This is a genomic window from Pseudomonas sp. LBUM1647, from assembly GCF_059716175.1.
In genome coordinates, this window is sequence record NZ_CP166809.1 from 4,364,678 (window position 1) to 4,376,507 (window position 11,830).

11 protein-coding genes are annotated in these 11,830 nt (G+C 60.8%); 8 read left to right on the top strand and 3 right to left on the bottom strand.

The window, feature by feature from the left end:
• The first annotated feature begins 140 nt into the window (after positions 1 to 140).
• From ACA059_RS19920 to ACA059_RS19955, 8 genes are all read left to right on the top strand, one after another.
• Positions 141 to 995: a MurR/RpiR family transcriptional regulator gene (locus ACA059_RS19920; protein WP_497630668.1), complete on the top strand. Its 855-nt coding sequence runs from the start codon at positions 141 to 143 to the stop codon at positions 993 to 995.
• A gap of 2 nt (positions 996 to 997) precedes the next feature.
• The gene (locus ACA059_RS19925; protein ID WP_497630669.1) at positions 998 to 1,642 is read left to right on the top strand and encodes a cysteine hydrolase family protein; all 645 of its coding nucleotides are present in this window, start codon (positions 998 to 1,000) and stop codon (positions 1,640 to 1,642) included.
• Positions 1,639 to 2,970, top strand: a complete 1,332-nt coding sequence (locus ACA059_RS19930; protein ID WP_497630670.1) for a glutamine synthetase family protein — start codon at positions 1,639 to 1,641, stop codon at positions 2,968 to 2,970. Before ACA059_RS19925 ends, ACA059_RS19930 begins: the two co-directional genes overlap by 4 nt.
• Positions 2,954 to 3,706: an N-formylglutamate amidohydrolase gene (locus tag ACA059_RS19935; RefSeq protein ID WP_497630671.1), complete on the top strand. Its 753-nt coding sequence runs from the start codon at positions 2,954 to 2,956 to the stop codon at positions 3,704 to 3,706. Before ACA059_RS19930 ends, ACA059_RS19935 begins: the two co-directional genes overlap by 17 nt.
• Positions 3,707 to 3,763: 57 nt before the next feature.
• Positions 3,764 to 5,113, top strand: a complete 1,350-nt coding sequence (locus ACA059_RS19940; RefSeq protein WP_415760139.1) for an APC family permease — start codon at positions 3,764 to 3,766, stop codon at positions 5,111 to 5,113.
• 119 nt (positions 5,114 to 5,232) lie between these two features.
• Positions 5,233 to 6,249 carry an arginine N-succinyltransferase gene (locus ACA059_RS19945; protein WP_497630672.1) on the top strand — a complete coding sequence of 339 codons (1,017 nt, stop codon included), beginning with the start codon at positions 5,233 to 5,235 and terminating at the stop codon, positions 6,247 to 6,249.
• A 61-nt stretch (positions 6,250 to 6,310) separates the two neighbouring features.
• Entirely contained in the window at positions 6,311 to 7,345 is a 1,035-nt protein-coding gene (gene astA, locus ACA059_RS19950; RefSeq protein ID WP_497630673.1) for an arginine N-succinyltransferase, read from the top strand.
• Between the two features lie 130 nt (positions 7,346 to 7,475).
• Positions 7,476 to 8,345 carry an isocitrate lyase/PEP mutase family protein gene (locus tag ACA059_RS19955; RefSeq protein WP_497630674.1) on the top strand — a complete coding sequence of 290 codons (870 nt, stop codon included), beginning with the start codon at positions 7,476 to 7,478 and terminating at the stop codon, positions 8,343 to 8,345.
• A 98-nt stretch (positions 8,346 to 8,443) separates the two neighbouring features.
• Here ACA059_RS19955 and ACA059_RS19960 read toward each other — a convergent pair whose 3' ends face one another.
• The 3 genes from ACA059_RS19960 to ACA059_RS19970 form a co-directional block, all read right to left on the bottom strand.
• A complete protein-coding gene (locus ACA059_RS19960) occupies positions 8,444 to 8,746 on the bottom strand; it encodes a hypothetical protein (RefSeq protein WP_497630675.1) in 303 nt (100 codons plus the stop codon).
• Between the two features lie 577 nt (positions 8,747 to 9,323).
• A complete protein-coding gene (locus ACA059_RS19965) occupies positions 9,324 to 10,574 on the bottom strand; it encodes a M20/M25/M40 family metallo-hydrolase (protein WP_497630676.1) in 1,251 nt (416 codons plus the stop codon).
• 91 nt (positions 10,575 to 10,665) lie between these two features.
• On the bottom strand, positions 10,666 to 11,739 hold the full coding sequence (locus ACA059_RS19970) for a diguanylate cyclase (protein ID WP_497630677.1): 1,074 nt from the start codon (positions 11,737 to 11,739) through the stop codon (positions 10,666 to 10,668).
• Positions 11,740 to 11,830: the final 91 nt, after the last annotated feature.

Here is an 11,830-nt window from a genome sequence, read left to right on the forward strand (position 1 = left end):
ACGGCCCACGGGGTTTTCGCCCTATTTTGGGGCTTTAAAAAACCATTGAAAAATTCACTAGACATGTTGAGTCCGCTACATAAATACTGTTTTAGCAATTTATGAAATGAAACCGACATATCCATCCAGCAGGAGCCCGGATGCCTTCTCTCAGAGACCTGATCACCGATCCCGGCCTGGAACTAACGCCGTCGGAACGCAAAGTCATCCGTGCCTTGCTGGACCAGTACCCGCGTAACGGACTGGGCCCGATGTCACGTTTGGCCGAACATGCCGGTGTCAGCGATCCCACCATCGTGCGACTGGTCAAAAAACTGGGTTTCAGCGGTTATGCCGATTTCCAGGATGCCCTGCTCAGCGACATGGACCACCGCCTCCGCTCCCCCAGCGCCCTGTTGCAGCCTCGCTCTCATCTTCAGAAAGGCGACGCCTGGAGCCAATATCTGGCGCACAGCCATCGAGCGCTGGTGGACACCCATGCGCTGACCCAACCCGAAGATGTGCGGATTCTGGTGGAATGGCTGCTCGACACCCGCCATCAGGTGCATTGCTTCGGCGGGCGCTTCAGCAGTTTCCTCGCCAGTTATTTACTCAATCACCTGCGCTTGCTGCGTCCGGGCTGTTTCGCCCTGGAAGACAATGCGCAACTGCCCGACCGATTGTTCGACGTGCAGCGTCAGGACGTGGTGCTGGTGTTCGACTATCGCCGCTACCAGTCACAGGCCCTGCGGGTGGCCAATGCGGCGAAAAGTCGATATGCACGCGTGGTGTTGTTCACCGACATCTATGCTTCACCGTTGCGGGAAATGGCCGACCTGATTATCAGTGCGCCGGTGGAATCGGTATCGGCCTTCGACACCCTGGTTCCGGCGCTGGCCCAGGTCGAGGCGTTGATTGCCTGTCTGACCCTGCGCAGTCCGGATCTGGCCGATCGCCTGGAAGGCATCGACGCCCTGCGGACCGACTTCGACACCCACCTGCTGGAGGATAAATAAGGATGTTCACGCTCCCCCACCACTCACCTCGGGATTTGCCATTCGTCACCGATCACACCGCGCTGTTGCTGGTGGACATGCAACGCGCCTGGCTTGAGCCGCAGTTCGACCCGCACCTCAACGGACCGGACGCCGAGTACTTCCTGACCCGCACCCACATGCAGGTGGTGCCCAATCAACGCCGGCTGCTCAGCGCCTTTCGCAGCGCCCGGCAAAACGTGCTGCACACGATCATCGAAAGCCTCACCGCCGATGGCCGCGACCGCTCGCTGGACCACAAGCTCTCGGACATGCACTTGCCCAAGGGCAGCCCGCAAGCGCGGATCATCGACGACCTGACCCCGGCAGAAAACGAAATCGTGCTGCCCAAGACCTCGTCCGGGGTCTTCAACTCCACCAACATCGACTACGTGCTGCGCAACCTCGAGACGCGGCACCTGATCATCGCCGGCATCGTCACCGACCAGTGCGTGGACATGGCCGTGCGTGACGCCGCGGACCGCGGTTATCTGGTGACGCTGGTGGAAGATGCCTGCGCGACTTACACACCCGCGCGTCATCAGGCCTGCCTGAATGCAATCAAGGGTTACTGCTGGATCACCGACACCCAGACTGTGCTCGGCCGGTTGCAGGAGATGCAGCCATGAGCGAGCGCCTGTTGCCACTGCCCATGACCACCCTCGTCACCACCGACCTGATCGGCGTGACACGCGGGCGCTCCTTTCCCACGGACGAACTCGAGCACTATCAAAGGACCGGTTGTGGTTGGGTGCCGGCCAACAGCGCCCTTACCCCGCAAGACATCATCGCCTACGCCAACCCGTGGGGTGCCTATGGCGATTTGCGGCTGATGCCCGATCCGGCCAGCCGAGTGACGGTCAGTAACGGCCCGGATGCCAACGCGCCGGCGCTGGATTTTGTTCACAGTGACATTCGCGAAACCGATGGCCGCCCGTGGGGTGCCTGCCCGCGTACGGTGTTGCGTAACGAGGTAGAGCGTTATCGCGCCGAGTTGGGCTTGCAGGTCAATGCGGCGTTCGAGCATGAATTCAACTTGAACACCGGCGACGTTGAACACCTGGCGTTCTCTCTGCAAGCCCAGCGTCAGGGTGCCGAGTTTGGCGGTTGGCTGCTCAGCGCCCTGCGTGCCGGTGGCGTCGAGCCGGAAATGTTCCTGCCCGAGTACGGAAAGCATCAATACGAAATCACCTGTCGCCCGACCCTGGGTGTGGCCGCTGCCGACCGCGCAGTGAACGTTCGTGAAATCACCCGCGAGATCGCCCGGCAAATGGGCCTCGATTTGAGCTTCGCGCCCAAGGTCTCGGAGCATGCGGTGTGCAACGGCGTGCACCTGCACGTCAGCCTGCTCGACCTGGCCGGCCAACCGGCGATGTACGACGCCGGCACCACCAATGGCTTGTCGACCCTCGGCCAACACTGGGCCGCCGGCATCCTGCATCACCTGCCGGCACTCTGTGCGTTTACCGCGCCGACGCCGGTGTCTTACGAGCGTTTGCAGCCTCATCACTGGAGCGCGTCCTACGCGTGCCTCGGCCAACGCAACCGCGAAGCGGCGCTGCGAATCTGCCCGACAATAAGCCTGGGCGGCAAATCGGTGGCGTCGCAATACAACCTTGAATTTCGCGCCATGGACGCCACGTCCTCGCCGCACCTGGCCATGGCCACGCTGCTGATTGCCGGTCGGCTGGGCATCGAGCAACGCCTGGCCTTGAACGCAATCACCGATGAAGTCCCCGACTCCCTGAACGAAGAGCAACGCCAGGCGCGCGGCATCGTCGCCCTGCCCGCGTCCCTTGCCCAGGCCCTGGACTGCCTGCGCAACAGCGAAGCACTGATTGAAGCCCTGCCGAGCGCGTTGCTGGACACCTACTTCGCCCTTAAAACCGAGGAACTGACGCTGACGGAACAGCTGTCGCCCGCCGAACGCTGTGAGCACTATGCGCGCCTGTACTGAATCTGCTGAGCTCGGTCTATACACCGAGCCCGCGTACACCCTGAGCCGGGAAGACTCCGGCCACCCGTTGATTCTGGTCTGTGAGCACGCCAGCCGTTTTATTCCGGCCGGGTTAAATGACCTGGGCCTGAGTCACGAGGCGGCCCGCGAGCACATCGCCTGGGACATCGGCGCCCTGGCGCTGGCCGAGGGCTTGTCCCGAGCATTGGGCGCAACCTTGTTGGCGGCCAATTATTCGCGACTGTTGGTCGACCTCAACCGACCGCGCCAAGCCCCGGACAGCATTCCGGCGCAGAGCGAGATTTATCAGGTGCCGGGCAACCGGGATCTGGACGAAACCACCCGCGAGTACCGTCGGCAATCCCTGTTCGAGCCGTTTCACTCGCGTCTGACAGACTTGATCGACGAACGTGTCGCTCAAGGCCGGCCGGTGCGGGTGGTGGGGATTCACAGCTTCACGCCGGTCTATCACGGCCAGCCCCGCGTGCTTGAAGTTGGCGTGTTGTATAGAGAGGCCAAGGAATATGCCCAGCGTTTGATCGATGGCTTGAGTCAGCACCCATTGAAGGTTGCCGGTAATGAGCCGTACAAAATCAACCCGCTGGGCGACATGACCGTGCCGGTCCACGGCGATGCACGCGGCCTGGAATCGGTGTTGATCGAGGTGCGCAACGACCTGCTGCGCACGCCTGAAGACGTCAATCGCTTTACCGAATACCTGGCGCCACTGTTGTAAAGCAATCGCCACACACTCGCAGCTTGTAGCTGCTTACATATCAAGGAGAACCGCTTCATGGAAATAGAAGAATTCGGCTACAAGCAAGAGTTGAAACGCAGCCTGTCGCTGACCGACCTGGTGGTGTACGGGATGATCTTCATGATCCCCATCGCACCGTTTGGTGTTTATGGCTACGTCAACGCCGAGGCACCGGGGCTGGTTCCGCTGGCCTACATCATCGGCATGGTGGCGATGCTCTTCACTGCCCTGAGTTACGGCAGCATGGCTCGGGCCTTTCCGATTGCCGGTTCGGTTTATTCCTACGCGCAACGGGGCCTGAACCAGCACGTAGGGTTTATCGCCGGTTGGCTGATGCTCCTCGATTACTTGCTGATTCCGCCGCTGCTGTATGTGTACGCGGCGATGGCCCTGAATCATTTGTACCCGGACATTCCGAAGGTCGGTTTCATCCTGGCCTTCCTGGTCAGCGCGACGTTCGTCAACTTGCGGGGCATCACCTTCACCGCGCGAATGAACATCGTCTTTCTGCTGGCGCAACTGGTGGTGCTGGGGATCTTCCTGTTTTACGCCTGGAACGCGCTGCACAGTGGCGGCGGTAACGGTCAGCTGACACTGGCGCCGTTGTACAACCCCGAGACGTTCAACTTCGCCCTGCTGATGCAAGCGGTGTCGATTGCGGTGCTGTCGTTCCTCGGTTTCGATGCGATTTCCACCCTCGCCGAAGAGATCAAGGGGGATCCGGGCCGCAGCGTCGGCAAGGCCGCGCTGATCACGCTGGTGGTCATGGGTGTGATCTTCGTCGTGCAGACCTGGATTGCGACAGACCTGGCGGCCGGCATGGGTTTCAAATCGGCTGACACGGCTTTTTATGAAATCGCTGAACTCGCGGCCGGCAGCTGGCTGGCAACCCTGACCGCCGTGGCGACGGCGCTGGCCTGGGGTGTGGCGGTGGCAATTACCTCTCAAGCAGCGGTGTCTCGTCTGCTGTTCGGCATGGCCCGGGACGGCAAGCTGCCAAAGGTACTGGCCAAGGTTCATCCCAAACACAACACGCCGTATGTGAGCATCTACCTGGTGGCCGTACTGTCGCTGGTGATCTGCTACTTGTTCATCAACTCGGTGGACACCCTCACCTCACTGGTGAACTTCGGCGCACTGAGCGGTTTCATGTTGCTGCACCTGACGGTCATCAACTACTACTGGCGTCGGCAGAAATCCGGCCAGGTGATCCGTCACCTGATCTGTCCGGTGATCGGCTTCATCATCGTCGCGGCCATCATGTACAACATGGGCGTCGATGCACAGAAACTCGGTCTGATCTGGATTGCCCTGGGCCTGGTCTACCTGTTTGTACTCAACAAACTGGGCACCCGTGCGGTCCTACCCGACCCAAGCAACGGCTGACAAGAAAAAGAGCGGCGTCTGACAAAAGTTCAGGCAACCGCCGATTTAACGCGTGGAAACCGACAGTGATAGTCAGGTTCGGTGCCAACCGCCGAACCCTTTGATACAGGAGTGCATCCATGCTGGTCTTACGCCCAGTCGAGTTAACCGACCTGCCCCAGTTGCAGCAACTGGCGCGCGACAGTCTGGTAGGCGTCACGTCTTTGCCGGACGACACCGAATGCCTGCGCGAGAAGATTCTCGACTCCTGCGCCTCATTCGAAAAAGACGTTGAGGGTCATGGCCCGGAGAACTATTTCTTCGTGCTGGAAGATCTGACCCGAGAGCGTTTGGTGGGCTGCTCGGAGATCCTTGCCACCGCCGGTTTCAGCGAGCCGTTCTACAGCCTGCGCAACCGGCATTTCACCAGCGCCTCGCGGGAGCTGAACATCGAGCACGGCGTGCCCGCGTTGTCGTTGTGCCACGACCTCAGCGGCCATACCTTGCTGCGGGGTTTTCATATTGACGCAGCGCTGGTGCGTACACGGTTCTCTGAACTGCTGTCCCGGGCACGGCTGTTGTTCATCGCCGCCCACTCGCAGCGCTTTGGCGAAGCCGTCATCACCGAGATCGTCGGCTTCAGCAGCGATGAAGGGCAATCGCCGTTCTGGGATGCGGTGGGCAAGCATTTCTTCGACCTGCCCTACGCCGAGGCCGAGCGACTTTGCGGCCTGGAAAGCCGAACCTTCCTCGCCGAACTGATGCCGCAATACCCGATCTACGTGCCGATGCTGCCCCAGGCGGCGCAGGACTGCATCGGCCGCATCCACCCCGATGGCCAGGAGGCCTTCGATATCCTCGAGCGCGAAGGCTTCGAAACCAACAGCTACATCGACCTGTTCGACGGCGGTCCGACGTTGTATGCGCGCACTCCCGGCATCCGCTCCATCGCCCAGAGCCAGACCGGCACGGCGAAACCGGACTCGCCGATCGATGCCCGTGGCAGCTATCTGGTGAGCAACGATTCGCTGACGGACTATCGCGCCATCGTCGCCGATCTGGATTACCAGGCCGGACAACCTGTGAAGTTGAGCGCCGAGATGTGCGCCGCCCTGAACGTGACCGAAGGCAGCCCGATCCGGCTGATCGCCCTGTGAGCATCACCCGGCCCCGCGCCCAACGACAGCGCCCGAGCGGGCGTGCAGAAGGAGTTGCATCATGATTGTCCGCCCGGTTCACGTCACCGACCTGCCCGCCTTGCTGAACCTGGTGCACCAGGCTGGTCCCGGCTTCACCACCCTGCCAGCCAACGAGGAGCGCCTGACCCACCGGGTGCGCTGGGCCCAACGAACCTTCGCCGAACAGGTCGAACGCGCTGATGCCGATTACCTCTTCGTGCTCGAAGACGACGATCAGCAACTGGTGGGCGTCAGTGCCCTGGTGGGCGCCGTGGGCCTGCGCGAGCCCTGGTACAACTACCGGGTCGGGCTCACGGTCAGTTCGTCACCGGACCTGGGCATCCGACGACAGATTCCGACGTTGTTCCTGAACAATGAAATGACCGGCCAATCGGAGATTTGCTCGCTGTTTCTGCGACCCGATCAACGCCAGGGCAATAACGGTCGATTGCTGTCGTTGGGGCGTTTGTTGTTTGTGGCCGAGTTTCCGCACCTGTTCGGCGACAAACTCATCGCCGAACTGCGTGGCAGCGCCGACGAACATGGCTGTTCACCATTCTGGGACAGCTTGGGCCGGCACTTCTTCAAGATGGATTTCAGCCACGCCGATCACTTGTCGGGGCTGGGCAGCAAGTCGTTCATCGCTGAACTGATGCCACGCCAACCGCTCTACACTTGCCTGCTCACGGAACAGGCCCAGGCCGTGATCGGCAAGGCGCACCCGAACACCGAACCGGCGTTGAAAATCCTCACCGCCGAAGGGTTTGCCCATAAGGGTTACATCGACATCTTCGACGCCGGCCCGGTGATCGAAGCCCCTGTCTCGAACATCCGCACCGTGCGCGACAGCCAACCGCTGGTGCTGGCCATCGGTACGCCCGACGAGCAGGCCCCGGTGTGGCTGATCCACAACCGTCGCCTGGAAAACTGCCGCATCACCGCTGCCCAGGCCAGGCAAGTGGGCAACAGCCTGATCGTCGACCGCCTCACCGCTAAACGCCTGCAACTGCAACCCGGCAACTCGGTACGCGCCGTGCCGCTGCTCAATCAACAGCAGCAGTCAGTGGCGGCGTGACCGACGGTGGCCCATCCGCCTTTGCAAAATCGTCATCATCCTTCCCCTGCTCGCGTGATAGCCTTTTGTTCCTTCGGCGTTGACACTTTTGCTCAAGCCCTTCCATTCCCATTGCAGTGGTGGAACTCATATGTCCAGGCTCTCTCATCAAGATTTACGCCGTAACTTTCGCGAGCTGTTCGCTTCCAACACCTGCTATCACACGGCGTCGGTCTTCGACCCGATGTCGGCCCGCATTGCCGCTGACCTGGGTTTTGAAGTGGGGATCCTGGGCGGTTCAGTCGCGTCGTTGCAGGTACTGGGTGCGCCTGACTTCGCCCTGATCACCCTCAGCGAGTTTGCCGAGCAGGCCACTCGCATTGGCCGTGTCGCCCAATTGCCGGTCATCGCCGACGCCGACCACGGCTACGGCAACGCGCTCAACGTCATGCGCACCATCGTCGAACTTGAGCGTGCCGGCATCGCCGCCCTGACCATCGAAGACACGCTTCTGCCCGCCCAGTTCGGCCGCAAGTCCACCGACCTGATCGGTGTAGCGGAAGGTGTCGGCAAGATTCGTGCGGCGCTGGAAGCCCGGGTCGACTCGGAAATGGCAATCATCGCCCGCACCAATGCCGGGATTCTGCCGGTGCAGGAAGTCATCAGCCGTACCAAGCAGTATCAGAGCGCCGGCGCGGACGGGATTTGCATGGTGGGCGTGCGGGACTTCGACCACCTCGAACAAATCGCCGAACACCTGAGCGTGCCGCTGATGCTGGTCACCTACGGCAACCCGTTGCTGCGCGACGATAAACGCCTGGCCGAACTGGGCGTGCGGGTCACCATCGATGGTCACGGCGCCTACTTCGCCGCGATCAAGGCCACGTATGACAGCCTGCGGGAACAACGGCAGATCTTTACTCAGGCGTCGGACCTGAGCGCGACCGAGTTGACTCACACCTATACGCAGCCTGAGGAATACATCCGTTGGGCGGAAGAGTTTATGAGCGTCAAGGAATAACCGATACCACCGAAAAGATCGCAGCCTGCGGCAGCTCCTACAGGGTGTACGCCATCTCAATGTAGGAGCTGCCGCAGGCTGCGATCTTTTGATCTTCCCTACATCGCGCTTTTGAACTCCACCTCCCGCTGCAACGCCCGCGCCTGAACCACATCCAGCATCGCGCAGCCTTCGCGCATCAACAGATGAACCGCCCGGGTAACGCGCGTCAGGTCGCAATCGGAAATGTCTTTGAGGTTCAGGCTGGACAAGGTGTCCGCCAGATCGCGAACCACGGTGAAGCGATGCGCAGCGCAAGCGGCGATGTCGCTGAGTTCTTTGTGGGTGTTGATGAAGAGCACCGGGGTTTCGGCGTCGTAGGTGTCGATGGGGAGGTAACGGGGCATGACTTGGTCGAACATGGGTGTAACTCCAAATAGAGCAACCACCGTTCGCGGCCAAGCGAATTAGGTGGCAGCTGTGTGCGGGTTGGCCGACCGGCACACCCATACGTCCGGCACACCCGAGGGTGTCCCGCGCACAGCTGCCATAACACGATGTTCAGACATAAAAAGGTCTAAACAATGACGCTGATGCGTTTGGGGTGACCGACCGGCCAAGGTCGTTCGCGGTGTTTTCCGCGAGCCCGAACTATAGGGGTCGATGCCGAAACGCGGCAACAGGGTACGTCGTAGGAAACGTCTTGGAAAGTTGTGGGGTGGTTTTGACGGCGGTGTCCGGCTAGAGAAACACCCCTCACCCTAACCCTCTCCCCAGAGGGTAGAGGGGACCGACCGAGATGTTTTGGCTATTTGCTGCGACCTGACAGATCGAGTTGAACGCACAATCGTCGCTTTGCAAACCTGAGCATCACTAGGTCGTTCACGTCGCCGAATCCTTCAAGAACCCCACGGTCAGCCCCCTGACCCCCTCTGGGGAGAGGGTTAGGGTGAGGGGTGGATTCACCTGACCCACCACCACCCCCAAACCGCACGCAATTCAGCGAGCCTTAGCCAACTCCATAATCATCCGCGACAACAGATAAATCCGCGGCGCCACGCTCTCTACCTCCGCATATTCCTCCGGCGTATGAATATTCCCGCCAACAATCCCGAACCCATCCAGCGTCGGCGTACCCACACCCGCTGACAGGCTGGCATCCGCCGCCCCACCGCTGCCTTCTTCCGTCAACTTGCGGCCAATTTCACCGTAAATCCCCTGAGCCATCGCCATCAACCGATCCGATTCCGGCGTTTGCGGCATCGGCGGCAATCCGCGCTGAAGTGTGGTGGTGACTTCGGTGTCAGCAATCAGCTTGTCTTTCGAAACCCGCGCCAGGTCCTTCTCGATCCGGTCAAACTCTTCCGGCACCGCTGCCCGTACGTCTGCCTTGGCGGTGGCTTGATCCGGAATCACGTTGGTGCGGTCGCCGGCCTTGAGCACGGTGAAGTTGATGGTGGTTTTCTTCTCCGCGTCGCCCAGTTTGCCGAGCTGCAAAATCTGGTGCGCCGCTTCCATGGCGGCGTTGCGTCCCAGCTCCGGCGCGACACCGGCATGAGCCGCCTTGCCCTTGACCTCGACCACGGCGGTGGCACTGCCTTTGCGCCACACCACCAGGCCATCCGCCGGGCGGCCCGGTTCGAGGTTGAGGGTGACGTCGTGGGCCTTGGCGGTTTTCTTGATCAGGTCGGTGGCGATGTCCGAGCCGGTTTCTTCGCTGGCGTCGAGCAGGAAGGTGATTTGCGCGTAGTCCTTGAAGTCGAGATTTTTCAGGACTTTCAGCGCATAGATCCCGGCAACGATGCCGCCCTTGTCGTCCATCACGCCCGGCCCGTAGGCGCGGCCGTCCTTGATGTGGAACGGACGCTCGGCGGCCGAACCTTCCTTGAAGACGGTGTCCATGTGCGCCATCAGCAGGATTTTTGCCTTGCCGGTGCCTTTGAGGGTCGCGATCACATGGCTGCTTTTGTCCGGGGTATTGGGCACAAGCTCGATGGTCGCGCCGAGTTTTTTCAGTTCGTCGATGGCGATGTCGCTGACTTTGGTCAGGCCCGGTTCATAGCCGGAACCGGTATCGATGTTCACCAAACGTTCCAGTAACTTCAGGGCTTCGCCCTTGTACTGTTCGGAATCGGCGAGGACTTGCTTGTGTGGTTCGGCGGAAACGGCGGGAGCGAAAGCGCCGAGGGCGAGGGCGAGGGTCAGGCCAAGACTGGAGGCCAGCAGGGAGCGAGTGAGTTTGAACGTCATGAATCGATCCTTGTTTCGTGTCGGGGGTGAAAAGCACCCTACCTGACTACGGCGCAAGGCTCTAGACCGAATGCGACACCTGCGAAACGGTTCACACCGAATCAAGTAATTCGTGACGCGGTTCGCCATCGCAACAACAGATGACGCGGTTGCGACCGGTGGCTTTGGCTTCGTAGAGCGCCTGGTCGGCGTCGTTGAGCCACAGGGTTGCGTCGGTGTGTGCCGGGTTGAAGGCGGCCAGGCCGATGCTCAGGCTGACTTTCAGCGCCGGGCTCTGCTCATAACCCAAGGTGGCGAAGCGATCACGCAGGGCATCCATCGCGGCCGCAGCGCTCGTGAGGGGAAGGTCCGGGAGGATCACGCAGAACTCGTCGCCACCGTAACGCCCGGCAACATCCGCCGCACGCAGGTTCTGCTTGAGCATTTTGCTCAACTGGCGCAGCACGATGTCCCCGGCAACGTGGCCGTAGGTGTCGTTGATGGATTTGAAATGGTCGATGTCGATCAGCGCAATCGCCCCGCCCTGCTGCTGACGTTTGCAACGCTGGAATTCGATCTCCAGTTGATCCTTCCAGGCGCCGTGGTTCAGCAGGCCGGTGAGGCTGTCGGTGCGGCTCAGGGCCAACAATTCACGCTTTTGTCGGCCGAGGGTGTAGGCCTGGCGGAAGCAGATCCAGCCCAATGCCAGCGGATACAAACACATCAAGGGCAAACAGGCATACATCTGCAGTTGGCTGGTTTGCGGGATAAAGGCGGGGGAGAAAATCAGCAGTCCGACGCCCATCCCGAGAATCTGCGCCACGGTTCCCGCCAACAGGAAACGCAAACCGCCAATGGCCACATTGTTCATCGCCATCATGGCCAGGGTCGTCGCGCCGGGCAGTGGATTGAAGTGCATGGCAGCGACCCAAAAGCCGCCGAGAAAGGCGTCCACCAGCAGGTTGCGGTGTTCGGCGTGATAAGGCACTTGCGCGCGGCGCGCCCATTGATAAGCCAGGTGCGGCCAGAGTACGGAGTTGAGCAGCATCGCCACCCAGACCCACGGTGCAGGGTTGAGCGGATACATCGCCGCGCTCACGAGCAGCAGCCCCAAAGCCAAACCCAGGGTTCGCGATGTATAGAGCCTCCTGGCCAGTGAAAGTCCTTTTCCTCCCGTTTTTCCCATAGAGGCCTCTGCTCCACTGAACGGAACCTGAAAACACAAGGGTTTCAGGTGTGGTGAGAGTCTATCAGGGCAACGGCAAATAGCCATCACC

Bases quoted from the DNA above. Each gene is read 5' to 3' on its own strand.
- ACA059_RS19920 (WP_497630668.1), top strand. From the start codon at position 141: ATGCCTTCTCTCAGAGACCTGATCACCGATCCCGGCCTGGAACTAACG.
- ACA059_RS19925 (WP_497630669.1), top strand. From the start codon at position 998: ATGTTCACGCTCCCCCACCACTCACCTCGGGATTTGCCATTCGTCACC.
- ACA059_RS19930 (WP_497630670.1), top strand. From the start codon at position 1,639: ATGAGCGAGCGCCTGTTGCCACTGCCCATGACCACCCTCGTCACCACC.
- ACA059_RS19935 (WP_497630671.1), top strand. From the start codon at position 2,954: ATGCGCGCCTGTACTGAATCTGCTGAGCTCGGTCTATACACCGAGCCC.
- ACA059_RS19940 (WP_415760139.1), top strand. From the start codon at position 3,764: ATGGAAATAGAAGAATTCGGCTACAAGCAAGAGTTGAAACGCAGCCTG.
- ACA059_RS19945 (WP_497630672.1), top strand. From the start codon at position 5,233: ATGCTGGTCTTACGCCCAGTCGAGTTAACCGACCTGCCCCAGTTGCAG.
- astA (WP_497630673.1), top strand. From the start codon at position 6,311: ATGATTGTCCGCCCGGTTCACGTCACCGACCTGCCCGCCTTGCTGAAC.
- ACA059_RS19955 (WP_497630674.1), top strand. From the start codon at position 7,476: ATGTCCAGGCTCTCTCATCAAGATTTACGCCGTAACTTTCGCGAGCTG.
- ACA059_RS19960 (WP_497630675.1), bottom strand. From the start codon at position 8,746: ATGTTCGACCAAGTCATGCCCCGTTACCTCCCCATCGACACCTACGAC.
- ACA059_RS19965 (WP_497630676.1), bottom strand. From the start codon at position 10,574: ATGACGTTCAAACTCACTCGCTCCCTGCTGGCCTCCAGTCTTGGCCTG.
- ACA059_RS19970 (WP_497630677.1), bottom strand. From the start codon at position 11,739: ATGGGAAAAACGGGAGGAAAAGGACTTTCACTGGCCAGGAGGCTCTAT.